Here is an 18,525-nt window from a genome sequence, read left to right on the forward strand (position 1 = left end):
CTATTAATATTTTAAGTAGCGGCGCATTGAAATCATTGAACCAACAGAACCAATGATGATACCCACAGCAAACAATGAAGCAATCAGAGCAGGCAAGTACCAAGATTGATCATACATCGAAATACCAACCTTAACAAAATCAGGGTTCACTGCACCATAAATCCAGCGGTAGAGAAGAGCGACTAAGGCAGACGGCAAAATTGCTCCTAAAGCCCCAATCCAAGCTCCCTCAAGAAAGTATGGCCAGCGAATATAAGAATTCTTCGCTCCTACCAAACGCATGATTTGAATTTCTGTTGAACGCGACATGATAGTGATACGAATAGTGTTTGAAATCAGGAACACTGCAACGAAAATCAAAAGTACTGTTGCAATGGTACCCCAAAGTTGTACTGTACTAGAAGCACTCATTAATTGTTCCGAATCCGTACCGCCATAGTTGACATTGTCAATACCATCAATTTTTTCAGCAGCCTTAGCAACTTTTGCAACATCATCTGGAGATTTAGTCTGAATGATGTAGGCATCTGATAACGGGTTGGCATCACCATAGACAGATTTCCATTCATCACCAAGAACAGCAACTAAATTGTCCATCTGCTCATCTTTGCTTGAAAATGTTACTGTATCAACGCCATCAAGCTTTTTTAGAGCGTTATAAACCTTGTGATAATTTTCGTTATTTTGGGTATTGCCTGATAAATCAACAACTGTTTTTGAAGCATCTGTTGAATCTGGATCCAGATAAACATTAACTTGAATATTTTTCTCAATATCAGAAGCCAATTTCTGTGTATTTAACAAGATTGAAGCAAAGATACCAAGAAGAGTTAAAGTAATAGCAACCGATGACACAGCGGCTAAGGTCATCCAAACATTACGTTTGAGGTTTTTAAGCGACTCCCAAAGGTGTCGGAAAAAATTTCTAATCATCGTAACCGTATTCTCCTTCCTCTTCATCGCGGACAAGTTCGCCCTCTTCAATAGCTACAACACGGTGACGAAGACTGTTAACAATTGTAGCATTGTGGGTTGCCATTAAAACAGTTGTTCCTTGCAGGTTAATACGTTCCAATACCTGCATGATTTCCCATGAAATCTCGGGATCAAGGTTACCAGTAGGCTCGTCAGCAATCAAAACTTTAGGATTGTTAACAATAGCTCGCGCGATAGCAACACGCTGCTGTTCACCACCAGACAATTGGTCTGGGAAAGATCGCATTTTATGCCTAAGACCGACTAATTCCATGACTTCTGCTACACGTTTTTTGATGTGACGCGGTTTTTCACCGATAACTTCCATAGCATAAGCAACATTTTCATAAGCTGTCTTTTTAGGCAGTAGTTTATAATCCTGAAAAACAACGCCAATAGAGCGACGAAGCAAGGGAATATGTTTTTTACGAAGATTGGTTAAATCAAATTCACCAACTTTCATTTTTCCGCTGGTAATTCTTTCCTCTTGATAGAAGAGTTTAATCAGGCTGGATTTACCAGCACCAGAGGGACCAACAATATAAACAAATTCACCTGAATTGATAGATAAATCAATATGGCGAAGTGCCGTTGTTGAACGTTGGTATCTCTTAGTAACATCTTTTAATTCAATAAGAGCCATAATTTAAGATATAAAACCTACAAATGCAACTATAGGTTTTTCAGTCCTTTCCAATTTAATAAATATTATCAATATAATTGCTACTCATCCATACGCCATTTGAGATAAGCATCGATAAATCCGTCAATATCTCCATCCATAACCTTATCCACTTGGGAGACTTCGTAGCCAGTCCTGTGATCCTTAACCATGGTGTAGGGTGTAAACACATAAGAACGAATTTGACTGCCCCAAGTGATTTCTTTTTTATCACCTTTAAGAGCATTGACCTCTTCAGCCTTCTTCTCCTGCTCCAGCTGATAAAGTTTGGCTTGAAGCATTTTCATAGCACGATCACGGTTACCATACTGAGTACGGTCAACGGTTGACGCCACCACAATACCTGTTGGAATATGCGTTAAACGCACACCAGTTGATACCTTATTGACATTTTGCCCTCCGGCACCTCCTGAACGAAAGGTGTCCATTTTAATATCATCTTCACGAATATCCACCTCGATAGTATCATCAAGTTCAGGCATAACCTCAACGGAGGTGAAGGAGGTATGGCGGCGTTTGGCAGAATCAAAGGGCGAAATCCTTACCAAGCGGTGGACTCCCATTTCCGATTTGAGAAAACCATATGCGTTGGCTCCTTCAAAAGAGAGGGTGACAGACTTAACACCTGCCTCATCTCCTGCTTGATAGTCTAAAGTTTCAACTTTAAAGCCTTTAGCATTGCCATAACGCATATACATACGCAACAGCATATCTGCCCAATCCTGAGCTTCAGTTCCGCCTGAACCAGGGTGAATTTCTAAAATAGCATTGTTGTGATCATAGGGTTCAGACAAGAGCATGGTCATTTCATAGCTAGACATTATCTTATCAAGCTTTTCAAGAGCTTCTTCTAAATCCGGCTTAAGACTGTCATCTTCTTCCAGCATTTCAAGATAGATTTCTGTTTCATCAGACAGCTCTTTCATATTGTTAAAAGTTTCATATTTAAGCTTAAGCTCGTTAAGCTCCTGCGACGTTTTTTGCGCCGCTATATTATCATTCCAGAAATCTGGCTCAGTCATTTGGTTTTCCAGAAGTGCAATGTCTTCCTCCAAACGTTCTAAGTCAAAGAGACCTCCCGAAGCTTGCCAGCTTCTCAGTATTCTCTAGAATTTTCTGGCGAATTTCTGCCACTTCCATGGGTAGATCTTCCTCCATTGATTAAGATACCTGCTGCATTGCAGGCTCAATTAAAACAGTTTACCCTTTATTTTATCATAAAGTCCCTAAAATTGCCATTTTGCACGCACAAGTTCCAATTCCCTTTGAGCATTTTCATCTTGAAAGGAAAGGCTGCGCATAAAATCCAGCATCGATTCGTCAGGTTTTTTGACAATCTCACCTAAAGCCCAGATAGCTGTTGCTGTATGGATAGGATTGTTATTTTTATCAATAATCTCCATGAGTTTAACAACAGCACTTCTGTCATGAGCATTGGCTAGTGCGATAATAGCATTACGCTGCAAAATGTTTTTCCCCCGCCAAGATCCTGCAATCATACCAAATTTTTCTTTAAATGATTTATTGCTTAATTCAAGAAAGGGAATCAGCTCTGGCTGAGCAAGTTCTGGATTAATGTCACTGGACAAAGGATTGTTAATACCTTTATTATAAGGGCAGCAGATTTGGCAGATATCACAGCCATAAATGACCGTTTTTATCTTCTTACGAAATTCCATATCCATCATGCCTTTATCTTGAGTCTGAAAAGACAAGCAGCGTCTGGCATTCATACTGCCATCACCAATAAGGCAAGATGTGGGGCAGGCATCCAAACAGCGTCTGCAGTCGCCGCAATCATAGTCAACGGGCTGATCAGGTTCGATTTCAAGATTGGTAATCAATTCTCCTAAATACATATAAGAGCCAAATTCTTTGGAAATAACAAGGCCGTTTTTGCCGATAAAACCAATACCAGCACGTCTGGCAACAGCTGTATCAACCAATGCTCCAGTATCTACCATAGCCTTATATTCTAAGGGAAAATTCTTACAGAGCTCTCTAATACCTTGTGCCAAGCGATCAAGTTTATCCTGCAAAACATAATGATAATCCAAGCCCCAAGAATTGGGGGTGATTTTTCCGCGTTTGTAGGGCGTTTTTTGAGGCTGAACAGGCAGTTTATGAGGATAAGCGACCGCTATTGAAATAATAGTCTTGGCAGAAGCAAGACTGAGCTTAGGATCAATGCGCTCTTCAATAACTTTATGTTCAAAACCTGAATTTCGACCTTCTTCAACCGCTAAGCGTAGCGATTTTTCCAAATAAGCAAAATCATCTGCTGTTGTAAAACCTATTTTTGAAATGCCAATTTCCTTGGCCAGTGACTGAATCTCTGCCTTAATGTCCATGCTTCTATCATAATGTAAAAATCTCAAGCCTGCAAGTCAGATTTGTAAAATCAGGTGACAAAATGTAACGACAGGATAACATTTTTCTGCTACAATATGCCTATGACAAAACTGGCAATCATGAGTGACCTTCATATTGATCTTAATCAATTCAGTGATCTTGAGCGTACAACTCTTATTGACACCCTTCAGAGAGAGCAGGTTAGCCATCTTCATTTGGCAGGCGACATCTCTAACCACCACTACAAGCTCTCTCTTCCTTTCCTTGACGAAATGGCGAAGCATTTTCGAGTAACTTACAATTTAGGCAATCACGACATGCTGGATTTGAGTGAACAACAAATTGCAGAGCAGGATTTTAAAATTTATAATCTTGGCAGCAAGCAACTTCTAAGTTTTCACGGTTGGTATGACTACTCCTTTTTTCCTCAAAAGACAAGAGCAGAAAATCTATCTTTCAAGAAAAAATTTTGGTTTGACAGACGACTGCAGCGTTCGCAATCAGACAGCAATATCAATCAGAATATTCTCGAAAAACTTGATCAAACTTTGGAAGGCTTGGATACAAGCAAACTTATTGTTGCCATGCATTTTGTTCCGCATAGCCATTTCACTATGACTCATGAACGCTTTATTCCTTTTAATGCCTTTTTGGGAAGTCAAGCTTATCATGATATTTTCGTCAAGCACCATGTTCAGAATGTTGTTTTTGGACATGCCCATCGTTCTTACGGCGATGTTGAAATTGACGGTGTTTGCTATCATTCACGTCCGCTTGGCTATGTGCGTGAATGGGATCTGACCATTAATTTTGTCAGCAAACATCCCGAGTTAAATCCTACTGGTACTTGGAACCTATCCAAGCGCTATAATCTAGTTAAAAGGCGCAGCGATTTTCAAGCTTATAAAAAGGCAGAGCTGGCAAGGGAATTTTGTAACTCCATGACCCTTTTTGATCTGGATTAAAATACAATTAAGTCAGCTTATCGGTTTACTTTTGATTCTTCTAAATAAGAGGTTTTCTATAACTGTTATTGCTCAGATTATATTTCTGGCTTCTCTCCGTTTTACGGTTAAAGTCATTAATCTTAGTTAGAGATAAGATAGTTTCTGTTACTTGTGCAGTAAAAAATATCCAACCAGCAGTGGTTTATTGCTCAAACAATTGAGAGTTGTTTGAGATGGGAAATAAGACTTGCGAAACAAGTATCAAAAAATACCTAATGAATTGTGTAGGGAAAACTCTAACTCAATTAAAGTCAACAGAGTTTCTCCCAACCACTAGCGTCTTGTAATTATGACTATATAAACAAACGAAGCTGAGTATTTTTGTCTCAGCTTCTTTTTAGTTCAAAAAAACCAGACCGCAAGATCTGATTTTTTATTATTATAGAGCTAAATGTCTTAAATAGCATTTTTATCCTGTCCTAGAGCACGTTGAACAGCTTTCACAATTTCAACAATGACAAACATAGCCAAGCTTCCTCCTACAACAACACACCATTGGGTCACTGACAAGTGAGACACATGGAAGAATTTATTAAAGCCTGGAATGACAATTGTAGCAAGCATAATAATCAAAGCGGTTGGTAAGGCCCAGTTAAATGTTTTATTTTTAAAGAAACCAACTTTGAAAATGGACTGGTAAACCGATTTAACATTATAAGCGTGCACCAATTGAATCAAACCAAGTGTTGCGAAGGCCATGGTAAGAGCATCTGCATGAATTTCTGTACGTGTCGCATGTTCAGGGAAGAAAACAGACCAACCATAAACACCAAGTACAAGAAGGGTTTGTAGGATACCTTGATAGATAATGGCTCCCATAACACCACCTGAGAAGAAGCTTGACTTGCGTCCACGAGGTTTATGAGTCATGACACCAGGTTCAGCCGGTTCAACACCAAGAGCGATGGCTGGTAGAGTATCTGTCACCAAATTGATCCAAAGCAGATGAACGGGCTGAAGCACATCCCAACCAAAGAGGGTTGCAAAGAAAATAGTGAAGACTTCTGCCATATTAGCTGAAAGTAAGTATTGAATTGATTTTTGGATATTGGAGAAAACTTTACGCCCTTCTTCAACCGCAACAATAATGGTTGCAAAGTTATCATCGGCAAGTACCATATCAGAAGCACCCTTAGACACTTCCGTACCTGTAATTCCCATACCAATACCAATATCAGCTGTCTTGAGCGATGGGGCATCGTTGACGCCATCACCAGTCATAGCAACAATCTTACCATCATTTTGCCATGCCTTGACGATGCGCACCTTGTGCTCTGGTGATACACGCGCATAAACGGAATATTGTTTGAAGACTTTTTGGAATTCTTCATCAGAAAGTTCATTGAGTTCAGCACCGGTGAAGACATGGTCAATACCATCATCATCAATGATACCAAGACGTTTGGCAATCGCTTCGGCAGTATCCTGATGGTCTCCTGTAATCATGATTGGACGGATACCAGCTTCCTTAGCCACACGAACGGCTTCTGCCGCTTCTGGGCGTTCTGGGTCAATCATCCCTACAAGGCCAGCAAAGATCAAATCATTTTCAACGACTGCCGTTTCTAGTTTTGGAATTTCAAACTCATATTTGTAAGCCATCATGAGAACGCGAAGAGCCTGTTTGGCAAGAGACTTATTCATATCAAGAATGGTCTTTTTGTCATCCTCAGTTATAGGGCGAATATTACCATCTATCTCAATCTGCGTAATACGCTTGAGCAGTTGATCCGGTGCCCCTTTAACGGCAATCAGATATTTCTCGCCATCACGTTTATGAATAGTTGACATCAGCTTACGGTCAGAATCAAATGGTAATTCTGCTACACGTGGTTCAACTTTAAGCACTTCGCGAATGTCAAAATTATGATCAAAACCATATTGAACAAGAGCTGTTTCAGTAGGATCCCCAATTAACTTGCCATTGGCATCAACCTTACTGTCATTAGCAAAATTCATAACGCGAAGGGCCATATTATTAATGTCAATATCATCATTAGCATCAACTAATCGACCGCTATAATAGACTTTTTCAACAGTCATCTGATTCATGGTAAGAGTACCGGTTTTATCTGAAGCAATGATTTCAGTAGAACCAAGTGTTTCCACAGCCGGTAATTTACGAACAATGGACTTACGTTTTGCCAGTGTTTTAGTACCAAGTGACAGGACAACTGTAACAATGGCAGGTAATCCTTCTGGAATAGCAGCTACAGCTAGAGCAACAGCAACCATTAAACCTTCAAGTGGTGGTTCATGACGAACAAAAATTCCAACCAAGCAAGTGATAACCGCAATGATAACAATGACATATGTCAATACCTTAGACAGATTATCCAAACTTTGTTTCAATGGTGTATCTGTTTCGTCTGCATTAGCCAACATGCCAGCAATATGACCAACTTCTGTATACATGCCAGTATTGGTAACAACGCCCATACCACGACCATAAGTAACATTCGAATTCTGATAGGCCATATTCAAACGATCACCAATACCAGCATCCTCAGCTACTGTAGCTGTAATATCTTTTTCAACCGGCACAGATTCACCTGTCAGGGCAGCTTCTTCAATTTTCAATGAAGCAGCTTCTAGAAGGCGCATATCAGCTGGAACTACATCACCAGCTTCAAGCATAACAACATCACCAGGCACCAATTCTTTTGAGTCAATTTCAGTCACATGACCGTCACGTCGAACACGAGCAAGCGGACTTGACATTGATTTGAGAGCCTCAATTGCTGCTTCTGCCTGCCCTTCTTGGTAAACACCAAAGGCAGCATTTAAAACAACAACTACTAGAATAATGATCGCATCTGTCAGTCCTCCCATTCCTTCAGTAATAACTGAAAGAACTGCAGCAACAAGCAAGATGATAATCATCAAATCCTTAAATTGATCAATGAACTTAGCAAGAATAGTGCGTTTTTCACCTTCTTCCAATTCATTGTGACCGTAGTCAGTCAAACGTTGTCTAGCTTGGGCACTTGTCAATCCTTTTTTAGAGGATTCTAAACTCGCTAAGACAGCTTCTTCGTCTTGGACGTAAAAAGTATCTTTTTTTTGTTCTTTGGGCAAAATAATTCTCCTCCTCGGTCTTTAAAAGAAAAAGACCTGTTTAATGAATAAACAAGTCTCGCTATTTAAAATGTTGCCGGAAAACAGTTTCGGATTGACGACAACATCACGGAAAAACCGCTAGCTACTCCCTTGATAATTTTTATTATACCATAAATAAAAGCCTTTTCAATAATGAAAAGTGATAAAAACACTTCATTTTTTACAATTTTATTAAAGTTAAGTGACTAGTGAAGTCTTATATTATGTCTTTTTGACTCCTTCACCAGATGTTGGGTTATAAACAGCATCTGCTTCTCTTTTTTGTCCAAAAATATCTGCTACAGAAAAGCGAACATATTTAACACAAAGTCTATTTTTGTAAGCATAGACAAGGTGCAATAAACCATCCTTAGTTTGATAAAGAGTTGGATATTCGTATTGAGCATTATTGGTTTTGTTTTCAATGCCAATAAAACCTTCAGCCGGTTCTAAAACACGACCGATAGGCCAAGTTTTTCCAAAATCTTCTGAGATTGAAACAGCAACTGGATTACGTAAACCAGGCCATGCCACTTTCCCGAATTCTGGATGGCGAGTCGCATTGACATTATAAGCTAGAGCGAGTTCGCCAGATTGTAATTTGATAGCGCTAATACTCGCATTATTATTTGGTAAAACTGTTTTTTGGGGAACAGTCCAACTATCTCCAAAATCATGAGACTCACTGATATAAATATTATCTGCAAAACGGCTGCGCATGAAGGCTACTAAATGTCCTGGCTCAACCTCAATCACATTAGCATGAACACGACCATTACTTTCTGGCATGCGAACACGTTTCCAAGTCTGTCCTTCATCATCAGAAACACGGAATTCAGTTGGATCATTGGTCAACCCTTCTGCTGAATCTTCACAAAGCCAAGTAGCAAAAAGCCAACGGCCATTACTCAAAATTTGAATAGCTTGGCGCGAGAAAGTTCCCTCTTCTGGGAAAAGGACTTGAGGTTCTTCCCACGTCTGACCCTCATCACTTGATTTTTGAACCATAATAACAGAAGTGAACTGCATATTATCCTTACCTTCTTGGCGACTAAGTTGCGATGTATAAATCAACCAAATTTGACCATCTGGAGCACGGAAAAAGGCAGGATTTTGTTCACTTCGGTCTTTACCTTTGGAGACAATTTCAGGAACAGACCAAACTTGCGTTTCTGGATTGAGCTTGGAAACAGCAATGGAAATGTCACCGCTTCCCTCAAACGACCCTGCAAACCAAGCACACAAGAGACCGCCATCTTTGGTTTCAATAAGAGCTGGAGCATGAGCCGTTGCCTTACCTCCAGTTGGAATCAAGGCAAAGTCTACACCTAAAAATTCATCCCGATAAACAGTCCCATTAGGAGCTGAAATTCTTACTTTCGGTAGTTCTGTAACCATAATTCACCTCTTTATTCTACTTCTAATTTAATGACAGCTTTTGTGAAGGTTAAAGGCTCATCTACATGAAAAACTGCCTTGTGACCATCCCAAGGAAAACAAACATAGGCCATACCTGCTGTCATTTTCATCAAATGATTTGTTTCTGCAATATATTTTTCCACATCACGCTCAGCATTATAAGGAATAGCCACGTTTAAATTTGATAGGTCTTCAAGTGCTGCATACTCAGCACCTTCTAAAACTACCTGCACATCAATAAACTTTCGATGCGCCTCAAACTGCGATCCCGATAGTGGCTTTGTTTGTCCAGATTGAAAGAAAACAAGACCACCATCAAAAGCATAACGTTGACCAACCTCTCAATTATTTTTATGGGCATCCATGACTTCTAAGGCCTGTTTTATTTTAGGCAAAAGAGCACCATATTTTTCTAAACGTTCAACACGATCAATAATCATAAAAAGGGCTCCTCTAATTTGAATTTTCTGCCAAGCGAATGGCGTAGTCAATGGCATTCTCCAAACTCAACTCACTAGCCGTCCACTTACCCGCCTGATCAAAGGCAGTTCCGTGATCAACAGAAGCACGAATAATCGGCAATCCGAGGGTAATATTGACACCTTGAACAGCTTGCCAAGCACCCTTTTCCTGATCATAAACAAAACCAAGTAATTTCAAAGGAATATGTCCTTGATCATGGTACATAGCCACAACAATATCATACATGCCACCATTAGCCTTGGAGAAAAGTGTATCTGCTGGAAGACTGCCTTCAACATTAATTCCTTCTGCCTTAGCCGCTGCAACTGCTGGATCTATTTCTTCAATTTCCTCACGACCAAAAAGTCCATTTTCGCCACAATGAGGATTAAGTCCTGCAACAGCCACTCTTGGATCTTTAATGCCAAGATTCTTACAAGCCTTATCCGCAATTCGAATAACATCTAATACACGTTCTTTTGTTGCACGATCACAAGCTTCACGAAGTGAAACATGGGTAGAGACATGAACAACACGCAAATTGCCATCAGCTAACATCATGGTGTATTTATCCGTTCCTGTTAAATCAGCATAGATTTCAGTATGGCCTGCATAATGGTGACCCGCTGCATTCATGGCTTCTTTATTAAGCGGATTAGTCACTGTTGCATCAATTTCCTTAGCCAAAGCCAATTCAATAACCTTTTTGACATATTGAAAAGCTGCATCTCCACCAGTTGTTGAGACTTGACCAATCTTAAAATGAGCCATGTCAACAACACCCAAATCAATTAAGTCAATCGTTCCATGGACATACTTGCCATCTTTAGGATTTTGGATGACATTAACTTTTAAATTGAGCTCAGGATGTTTGCTTAAATAATAACTCAAAACTGAAGCATCACCCACAAGAAGTGGTTGACAACGCTCATAAAGTTCTGCTTTATTAAAGGCCTTTATTGAAATTTCAGGACCAATTCCAGCAGGATCTCCCATGGTAATACCAATAATTTTCTTAGACATCTTTTCCTCCTTATTTCACTCTTTTTTACAAAACTTGCTGATAAATTTCACGGGCATCATCTGCCGTTAGGGGACGCATATTATTGACGAGCAGCCGCTGAACTTCCATACCAGAAGCGACCAATTCTTCCAAATCACTTTTGGGAACACCAAACTCTGTCAGGCTTTTTGGAATTTGGAGAACTTCAACAATTCGGTCCATTTCCTGAATCATGTAATGTGACTTTTCCTCAGTTGATAATGATTTGTCTCCATCATGAACAACACGGTCATAAGCTTCTGCCAAATATTCTTTAATAGCTGGCTCATTAAATTTCATAACGGGCATGAGAAGAATGGCATTGGAAACACCATGTGCAATGTGGTATTTACCGCCCAATGGATAAGACAAGGCATGGATAGCTGTTGTACCAGAAGCCGTAATGGCAACACCAGCGTAGAAAGCTGCAATCAGCATCTTCTTCTTAGCCTCCATAGCATCTGGATTCAGAGTGGCTTCCACAATATTATTGAAAATCAAGTCAAAGGCCTCTAAGGCAAATGAATTTGAAAAAGGATTGCGTTTCTTAGAAGTGAAGCATTCAATCGCATGACACATAGCATCCACACTAGGAGCTGCTGCAATTTTAGCAGGCAAATTTTTAATAAAACGAGCATCTAAAACAACAAAATCTGGAATCATTTCTGCATTGACAATACCAACTTTCAAATTCTTTTCAGGCACCGACACGATAGCATTCGGAGTTGCTTCAGAACCAGTCCCTGCAGTTGTCGGAATCAATAAGCTAGGCACTTGTTTTTTAGCCAAAAGCGGATTGTCCAGTAAATCCTTAACGCCATAGTCATCTGTCGAAAGGATAGAAGCCAATTTGGCGGAGTCCATGGCTGATCCGCCGCCAACTGCGATGATAAAGTCCGCTTTTTCTGCCTTAAACTGATCAACCACCTCCTGCACTTGATGATAAGTCGGTTCTGCAGGAATGTCTGATACTACCTTATAAAGCAAATCTAGACCTTTTAAAACCTCTTCTACTAGCTGCACTAGCCCTGCTGCAATGATGCCCTTATCGGTAAAAATCACGACTTTTTCAGTATCTGCTGGAATAACCGTCTTCATTTCTTCTAAGGCATGCTCCCCAGCTAAGACATTTTTAGGCATTTTCAAACTGTAATCAGTTAACATGGTTTTCCTCCTTTTGTATCATTTTATTAATATCTTCAAATAATTCCCGATGTCCAAAACCACCGGATTTTGTTATGACTTGAATCACCTTGTCTTTCCATGTCAGTTCAGCTAAAACAACGCCTGCACTGACTTCACATATCGGTTTTATCTGATCAATCTGCAATACCTGCATAGACTGATAAAGTGTATCTCCTCCTGTAAAAAGAAAGGTTCGAACTAATTGTTTCTCTAAAAGCTGCTCAGTGAGTTCTCCTAGAGAACGACCGATTTTAAAACGGATAGCATTTCTGTCTAATCCCTGTGCCTGAGCATAAGCTACAATATCACGACTGGTTTTTTCACCCAACGTTTCAATAATAGCTAAATCACTTTGTAAGATACTCTCTAAATAAGTCTCTAATTGAGCTTGACCACTGTCACTCTGCCAATAATTTTCTTCCAATAATTCCTGAGAATTTAAGGAAATACGTAAGTGGTGTTTTTCTTGAGCGTATTCAATTTGCTGTCTGGTAATCGGATTAACTGAGCCACAGATGACAAGGAGCGGTTTAGTAAGCCGTGGTCTTAAAACTTCCTTTTTAGGAAAAAGCTGCTTAACCAAATACTTTGCAAAGCCTGCACAGCCGATACTGATTGACAGTTGGTTTTGCTGATACAGATTAGCTGCAATTGCTTCTAGCTCTTCTTCTGTTTCACTGTCAAATAAAAGCAATTGCTGCTGAGCTTTCAAAAATGATTGGCTGCTTACCAATGATGTTTCAATACCAACCTCTTGATTGAGACGTTTGGCAATGTCACTTTCAGTCACAGGCTCATAAGGATCTTTAGCAAAAACACTATCTGAAACCAGTAGCTCACCAATATACAGTTTTCCCTCCCGAACCACTCGCTTAATAGCTGGATAGGCAGGAACCATTGCTGCCTTTTGCTTGGGAAATTGATCTAAAAAAGCTTTTATCTCACTGCTGATATTTCCTCTAAGAGCCGAGTCCACTTTTTTATAAAAATAAGGGATGCCATAATTTTTAGCATCAGATAAAATGTTGCTGACTAGCTGATAGGCATCTTCAAAGGACAGATAGCGGCTTTCTGTATTGATGACCAGCACTTCTATTTCATTCTCTAAACTGGCATAGTCTACTGATTGATTGGTCGTTACCAATGTATTGATACCTTGACTTGAAAACTGAACGCCTGTATCAAGAGCACCCGTAAAATCATCAGCCAAAACTAACAGCTGTAACACTGCAACACCTCCTTTGAGTATTATAGTCTTAGTTTATACCTTGTCAGAAAAAAATACCAGGTTTCAAAAAAAATAATTGTCTCTTTTTGAACCATCATAAAGAATATTGATTTTTTTTAGAAATATTTATATAATAGTTCAAAAATGAAACAGGAGGCTGCGATGAGACCTATTCACTTACTCGGCATTGCTCCCTATGAGGAACTAAACCACTCTATGAATCTGGTTGCCCAGCAATTTGATTCATTATCTATAGATGTGTTCAATGCAAACTTGCAAGAAGGAAGAGACTTAGCTATACAATTGGCTCATAATGATTATGATGCTATTATTTCTCGCGGAGGTACAGCTTATCTTATTCAAGATGCTGTTGACATCCCTGTAATTGATGTTTCCATTTCTGTTTATGATATTTTGAGCAGCATCAAATTAGCCTATAATTACAGCCAAAATATAGCAATTGTTGGATATGAAAGCATTACTAAAAATGCTCATCTTATCTGTAATGTTCTGCAATATAATATCAAGATTATCACAATTGAACAGCCTGAGCAGACTGCTGACACCCTCATAAAACTCAAACAGGAAGGCTGTGAGTTAGTTCTTTGTGATGCTATCACCAACCATACAGCCCTTAGACTTTCCTTAAATACAATTTTAATTACTTCTGGATTAGAAAGCATCAAAACTGCTTATCAACAGGCTATAACCTTTACTAAATACATTCAAAAAATAGAAACTCAGCGAGATTTACTTCAAGAGGTACTCTCCAAGCAAGCGCTAGCAACACTCGTCTTAAACCAAGACTTCAAACCTATCTCCTCTAATCTCTCAACAGAGCTCACGCATACTTTAATCCGTTTTCTAAAAAAACAAAAACAGCTGGATAACCAGCAACTTTACCATACACACAAAGGGCAAACCTATCAGGTTAGAAGCAATGTTTTGACCCTCAATGAACAGCCTTATTACCATTGTGAATTAAAAATGGTAACCCCCCCTTTAATTCACCAGCAATTTGGTGTGACATTTAGCAGTCGTTCAGTAATTGAAGATAATATATCCCAAAAATTACTCTTCGCTTCTTTTATTCAAGAGAAAAATCTCGTTCTCATGTCCCAGCTCCTAAAACATTATAATGCTATGATGATTTTTGGAGAAGAAGGAACGACAAAAACAAGCCTTGCCTATTCCTGCTTTTTAAAATTTCAATACCATACAGCAAATCTTATCAGTATAAATTGTAAGTTATTTGGTGAACGTCTTTGGAAATATCTTAGTCACACCAGTAACAGTCCTTTACTTTACTCTGGCAATACCCTTCTCTTCCAACATTGTGAGCAATTATCTCTGGAGGATTTACGCAAACTTTTAGAACTAATAAAAAGCAGCAACTTACTGCAAAGACAAAACATTATATTCACATATACAACCAAAAAAGCAGACCCTGATAAGCTGATTTTTAAGGAAATCATGCAAGAACTTAACTGTGCAAGCCTGTATTCCTCTTCACTATCTGAACGCCATACAGAATTAGCAAGCATTATTACTCTCCTGCTTAATAAAGCTAATATTGAATGTCATACACAGGTTATCGGCTTTGAACCTCAGGCCATGCATACTCTTCAAGAATTTCAATGGACTGGTAATTTTTACCAGTTAGAAAGGGTCATTAAAAAGTTAATCCTCTCTGCGAATTCTTATTATATTTTAGAGAATGCAGTCATAGAAGTTCTATCCGAGGAACGCAGACACCAAAATCATCTGCAGCTAGATTCTTCAAATCATTCCAAAAAATCTAAACCGGTAATTATCGAAGAAAAGAGTCTCTTTGATTACAGTCAAGATATTGTACGTACTGTTCTTGAATATAATAAAGGAAATCAAACAAAGACCGCCAAGCAACTAGGTATCAGCCGAACGACACTTTGGCGCTATCTCAAAATGAATGATTAAAAGGTTTTGGACGTAACCCAAAACCTTTTTGTCATTTATCTTATTTTCTTAAAACATGAATAGCAAACCCACCAAATTCACCATCAATATAAATATTTTTAAGTTTTCCATCTTCAGTCAACTGAATGGTATCCTCTAAAAAGCTAAATCCTTTTTCCTTTAATTCTGCAACGGCAGATTCTACATCCGCAGTAATCATGGCAATATGACCGTTTTTACCTAGATAAGGACTCTTAAGGCATTCAAAATAACTACCTGCAAATTCTGACTTCATTCCATGCCTAGGTTCTAAGTTAAACATAAAACTTAACAATTTGGCCAGCTCTAAGGCTTGTTCTTCAGATTCTGTGTTGATCCCAATGTGGGCTAATTCAAATGTATTTTTCATAATGAAACCTCGAAAATATTAAACTGGGAATAAGAGCAATGCTCCTGCTGTAAGTGCAAATAAACGGATAAAGTACTGAGGAATAGTAAATTTCCAAAATTCAATCATCGTATAATTCCCTGTCCCCATAATCAAAGCTGGCATTCCATCTACAGGTAAGAAATGACCACACCAACCGGAAATGACAATGGCTGTTGCCGCAGCAGTTGGATCAAATCCAAGTTTTAAACAAGTTGCAATAGCCAATGGTGCAAAAACATAGACAGTGCCAATCGTGGAACCAGTCAAAGTGGCTAATAAACTGGTTAAAATACAGAATACAAATATCAATAAGAAAGGATTGATATGAGAGCCAAGCATACCAGCTACAGATTTACCAACCATTTCTGTAAGACCGGTGCCTCCTAAAGCATCTGCCACGCCAATAACACCAGCTGACATAATAATGATTGGTGCACTAATAGCATCTCTTATTTCAGTGAAATCTAGAACACCTACTAAGAAAATTGGGATAACCGCAATACCTGTCAAAGCGTAGCCAGCATCACCTATATAGCTTTGTGAAACCATGCCAATTACAGCAAGTGCAAAAGACAAATAAGTTACTAGCTCTTGTTTTTTTGTAAGATGAGTGTCCTGACTCTGATCTACTTTGTTATCCGAAGCCCCCTTAGATATTGGATGTTCTGGTAAAAACTTATAAGCCAGAACTGACCATGCAAGGAAACCCAAAGAAAGAATAAGGTTTACAATTGAAAATTTGACAAGATTAACCTTAGCGGTTGCTCCAGCAGCATGCAGCACAGCAACAGTAATCCCATATTGTAAGGCTGTATTAAATGGTAGCAAAGGGTGATTAGCAGCAAAGCCTGCGGGCATCAAGACTTTAGAGGGAGTAAGTGCTTTATTTTCAGGCAGAGCAGACAAGAGCCCAATGACTAAAACATAATAAGCTGTGGAGCCTGTACCAAACAAACTTGTTCCTAGCGTGACAATGACAATTAATAGGACATAGGCTTTATAACCACCCTTTTTAGCCATATTAAACATTGCTTCTTTAAATTTAGTAATAAAACTTGTCTTCTGTAAAGCAGCAATAATAGCCATAAAAGCGGCAAGCATCATAATTGTCGAATTGGCAAAGCCTGCAAAAGCACCTTTAATATCAGTTACCCCTGTCACAACCAACAAAAGCAAGGCAATAAGCGGCGGAGCTCCAAAAGGCAATTTATCTATCATGATTAAAATAATCATAAAGACAGTGATTGCTAACGCAATAATCATTTGAATTGTCATAATTATCCTCCTCTATTTGCTCTCAGATTAATTCATTCCTTTTTCTTTATTAGCTGCCAAAACAGTATTTAAAACAACTATTGCTTCTTCCGGTAAATAATTGAAGGGACGACGACAGTCGCCAACAGGATAACCTAATAATTTTACAGCTGTTTTTACGACAGTATTTGGATTGCCATATTGGAAAACAGCTCTAAAATCAGCAATAGAGTCCTGAGCCTGTTGGGCTTCTTCAAGTTTTCCTTCTTGGAAAAGATTGTAGATTGATGAAAGAACATGTGGATAGACATTTGAACAGCCTGCAATCCCTCCTGCTCCACCTTCTTTTAAGGCTGGCAAAATGAGAGCATCATTTCCAGATAACACAAAGAATTTCTTGTCTAAATTTTTCGTTCTGTGGATATATTCTTTTAGATTCTCCCAATCACCACTTGAATCTTTTGCACCAATGATATTATCAACGTCACGTGCTAATTTTTCAACTGTTTCAGGCAAAAGTTTATTTCCTGTCCTCGCTGGAATGTTATACAAAACAATCGGTAAATCAACTTCTTTTGCAACTGCTACATAATGATCATAAAGTTCCTTTTGTGAGGCAAGAGCAAAACTTGGTGTGATAATAGATAAAACATCTGCTCCCAACTCCTGTGCAGCCTTACTCAATTGGATAGTCTCTTTAGTCGAAATACAACCTGTACCAGCATAAACAGGTACTCTTCCCTTAACTTGTTTAATCGTCGTTTTCAAAACGTCAAGTTTTTCTTCATAGCTTAAAATGTAACCTTCTCCATTTGTTCCAAACGGAAAAATACCATGTACGCCACCTTCAATTAGACGTTCAATTTGATTTCGTAATTCATCTAAATTTACCGATTCATCCTCTCGCATTGGAGTTAAAATGGGAGTGATGATTCCTTTTAGCTCAATATTGTTCATGTGTTTCTCCTTTACCCCAAAAGGGGATTTCTTGTTTTTAATCATCATCATTATACTTATTTTGATAGGAGTTTAGAAGATTTCTACAAGGAAATACGAAGCAAAATGAAACATTACAAAATAAAGTTTAGTCATTTATTCTATTCTTTCTTTTTTAGTTTCTTTTTGAAACGTTTTTTTACAGTCTAATGCCTTAAAACTTTATAGTACAATAAACTGGATGAAAATTTCTTTCCAAAAAAATAAGATTGTTTGGATTGTTGAGCGACTTACAGGAAAGCAAATTTAGAGCTGAAATAAAAAATTTGTATAAAATAAAATCAAAAAAACGAATGAATTTTGCAAATAAAACTATTGCAAGTTATTATCATTCGTTTTTTTATTTTTATAGTTTTCAGTTTATAAGCAGTATTTCTATTATAGTTTCTAGTACACAAACAAACCTAGATATCATGCTTATATTCTCCAAAACACTGCTATTTTGGAATTGTTGATTCT

The 18,525-nt window shown here is 38.5% G+C and carries 14 protein-coding genes and 1 pseudogene; 2 read left to right on the forward strand and 13 right to left on the reverse strand.

Annotation, left to right across the window (positions count from 1 at the left end):
• Positions 1 to 3: 3 nt before the first annotated feature.
• From ftsX to queG, 4 genes are all read right to left on the reverse strand, one after another.
• The gene (gene ftsX, locus ACVRZ8_RS00880; protein ID WP_447447437.1) at positions 4 to 933 is read right to left on the reverse strand and encodes a permease-like cell division protein FtsX; all 930 of its coding nucleotides are present in this window, start codon (positions 931 to 933) and stop codon (positions 4 to 6) included.
• Positions 926 to 1,618, reverse strand: a complete 693-nt coding sequence (ftsE, locus tag ACVRZ8_RS00885) for a cell division ATP-binding protein FtsE (protein WP_447447438.1) — start codon at positions 1,616 to 1,618, stop codon at positions 926 to 928. Before ftsE ends, ftsX begins: the two co-directional genes overlap by 8 nt.
• Before the next feature lie 80 nt (positions 1,619 to 1,698).
• Positions 1,699 to 2,797 (reverse strand): peptide chain release factor 2 gene (gene prfB / locus ACVRZ8_RS00890; protein WP_447447439.1). Its coding sequence is split into 2 segments (ribosomal slippage): positions 1,699 to 2,724 and positions 2,726 to 2,797, totalling 1,098 coding nucleotides; the frame shifts between segments, so codons are not numbered across the junction.
• 86 nt (positions 2,798 to 2,883) lie between these two features.
• On the reverse strand, positions 2,884 to 4,008 hold the full coding sequence (gene queG, locus ACVRZ8_RS00895; protein ID WP_447447440.1) for a tRNA epoxyqueuosine(34) reductase QueG: 1,125 nt from the start codon (positions 4,006 to 4,008) through the stop codon (positions 2,884 to 2,886).
• Positions 4,009 to 4,110: 102 nt separating this feature from the next.
• On the opposite strand from queG, the gene ACVRZ8_RS00900 reads away from it, so the two are divergent.
• A complete protein-coding gene (locus ACVRZ8_RS00900) occupies positions 4,111 to 4,974 on the forward strand; it encodes a putative phosphoesterase (protein WP_447447441.1) in 864 nt (287 codons plus the stop codon).
• 438 nt (positions 4,975 to 5,412) lie between these two features.
• On the opposite strand, the gene ACVRZ8_RS00905 is transcribed toward ACVRZ8_RS00900, so the two are convergent.
• The 6 genes and pseudogenes from ACVRZ8_RS00905 to ACVRZ8_RS00930 all read right to left on the reverse strand — a co-directional run bounded on the left by ACVRZ8_RS00905 (position 5,413) and on the right by ACVRZ8_RS00930 (position 13,451).
• Positions 5,413 to 8,094: a cation-translocating P-type ATPase gene (locus ACVRZ8_RS00905; protein ID WP_447447442.1), complete on the reverse strand. Its 2,682-nt coding sequence runs from the start codon at positions 8,092 to 8,094 to the stop codon at positions 5,413 to 5,415.
• A gap of 243 nt (positions 8,095 to 8,337) precedes the next feature.
• Complete coding sequence (locus ACVRZ8_RS00910; RefSeq protein WP_447447443.1) at positions 8,338 to 9,513, reverse strand: sialidase family protein; 1,176 nt, start codon at positions 9,511 to 9,513, stop codon at positions 8,338 to 8,340.
• 11 nt (positions 9,514 to 9,524) lie between these two features.
• Positions 9,525 to 9,842 (reverse strand): annotated as a pseudogene (locus ACVRZ8_RS00915) (NanQ anomerase/TabA/YiaL family protein); the annotation flags it as partial.
• Positions 9,843 to 9,987: 145 nt separating this feature from the next.
• On the reverse strand, positions 9,988 to 11,019 hold the full coding sequence (pdxA, locus tag ACVRZ8_RS00920; RefSeq protein ID WP_447447444.1) for a 4-hydroxythreonine-4-phosphate dehydrogenase PdxA: 1,032 nt from the start codon (positions 11,017 to 11,019) through the stop codon (positions 9,988 to 9,990).
• A 25-nt stretch (positions 11,020 to 11,044) separates the two neighbouring features.
• Positions 11,045 to 12,202 carry an iron-containing alcohol dehydrogenase gene (locus ACVRZ8_RS00925; RefSeq protein WP_447447445.1) on the reverse strand — a complete coding sequence of 386 codons (1,158 nt, stop codon included), beginning with the start codon at positions 12,200 to 12,202 and terminating at the stop codon, positions 11,045 to 11,047.
• Positions 12,192 to 13,451 carry a four-carbon acid sugar kinase family protein gene (locus tag ACVRZ8_RS00930; RefSeq protein WP_447447446.1) on the reverse strand — a complete coding sequence of 420 codons (1,260 nt, stop codon included), beginning with the start codon at positions 13,449 to 13,451 and terminating at the stop codon, positions 12,192 to 12,194. The genes ACVRZ8_RS00925 and ACVRZ8_RS00930 overlap by 11 nt, the downstream gene beginning before the upstream one ends.
• A 144-nt stretch (positions 13,452 to 13,595) precedes the next feature.
• Between ACVRZ8_RS00930 and ACVRZ8_RS00935 the strand changes: the two genes are divergently transcribed.
• Complete coding sequence (locus tag ACVRZ8_RS00935; RefSeq protein ID WP_447447447.1) at positions 13,596 to 15,407, forward strand: PrpR N-terminal domain-containing protein; 1,812 nt, start codon at positions 13,596 to 13,598, stop codon at positions 15,405 to 15,407.
• A 40-nt stretch (positions 15,408 to 15,447) separates the two neighbouring features.
• Here ACVRZ8_RS00935 and ACVRZ8_RS00940 read toward each other — a convergent pair whose 3' ends face one another.
• Genes ACVRZ8_RS00940 through dapA form a run of 3 tightly spaced genes read right to left on the reverse strand, consistent with a single transcriptional unit; the run spans position 15,448 to position 18,027 of the window.
• Positions 15,448 to 15,795 carry a 2-dehydro-3-deoxyphosphogluconate aldolase gene (locus ACVRZ8_RS00940; protein WP_447447448.1) on the reverse strand — a complete coding sequence of 116 codons (348 nt, stop codon included), beginning with the start codon at positions 15,793 to 15,795 and terminating at the stop codon, positions 15,448 to 15,450.
• Positions 15,796 to 15,813: 18 nt separating this feature from the next.
• Positions 15,814 to 17,091, reverse strand: coding sequence for an SLC13 family permease (locus tag ACVRZ8_RS00945; protein ID WP_447447449.1), 1,278 nt, complete (start codon positions 17,089 to 17,091; stop codon positions 15,814 to 15,816).
• Positions 17,092 to 17,118: 27 nt separating this feature from the next.
• Positions 17,119 to 18,027, reverse strand: a complete 909-nt coding sequence (gene dapA / locus ACVRZ8_RS00950) for a 4-hydroxy-tetrahydrodipicolinate synthase (protein ID WP_447447550.1) — start codon at positions 18,025 to 18,027, stop codon at positions 17,119 to 17,121.
• Positions 18,028 to 18,525: the final 498 nt, after the last annotated feature.

The organism is Streptococcus dentiloxodontae, from assembly GCF_053206925.1.

Excerpts from the sequence above, each read along its gene's own strand:
- pdxA (WP_447447444.1), bottom strand. The coding sequence starts at position 11,019 with ATGTCTAAGAAAATTATTGGTATTACCATGGGAGATCCTGCTGGAATT.
- ACVRZ8_RS00945 (WP_447447449.1), bottom strand. The coding sequence starts at position 17,091 with ATGACAATTCAAATGATTATTGCGTTAGCAATCACTGTCTTTATGATT.
- ACVRZ8_RS00900 (WP_447447441.1), top strand. The coding sequence starts at position 4,111 with ATGACAAAACTGGCAATCATGAGTGACCTTCATATTGATCTTAATCAA.
- ACVRZ8_RS00925 (WP_447447445.1), bottom strand. The coding sequence starts at position 12,202 with ATGTTAACTGATTACAGTTTGAAAATGCCTAAAAATGTCTTAGCTGGG.
- ftsX (WP_447447437.1), bottom strand. The coding sequence starts at position 933 with ATGATTAGAAATTTTTTCCGACACCTTTGGGAGTCGCTTAAAAACCTC.
- dapA (WP_447447550.1), bottom strand. The coding sequence starts at position 18,027 with ATGAACAATATTGAGCTAAAAGGAATCATCACTCCCATTTTAACTCCA.
- queG (WP_447447440.1), bottom strand. The coding sequence starts at position 4,008 with ATGGACATTAAGGCAGAGATTCAGTCACTGGCCAAGGAAATTGGCATT.
- ftsE (WP_447447438.1), bottom strand. The coding sequence starts at position 1,618 with ATGGCTCTTATTGAATTAAAAGATGTTACTAAGAGATACCAACGTTCA.
- ACVRZ8_RS00935 (WP_447447447.1), top strand. The coding sequence starts at position 13,596 with ATGAAACAGGAGGCTGCGATGAGACCTATTCACTTACTCGGCATTGCT.
- ACVRZ8_RS00910 (WP_447447443.1), bottom strand. The coding sequence starts at position 9,513 with ATGGTTACAGAACTACCGAAAGTAAGAATTTCAGCTCCTAATGGGACT.
- ACVRZ8_RS00940 (WP_447447448.1), bottom strand. The coding sequence starts at position 15,795 with ATGAAAAATACATTTGAATTAGCCCACATTGGGATCAACACAGAATCT.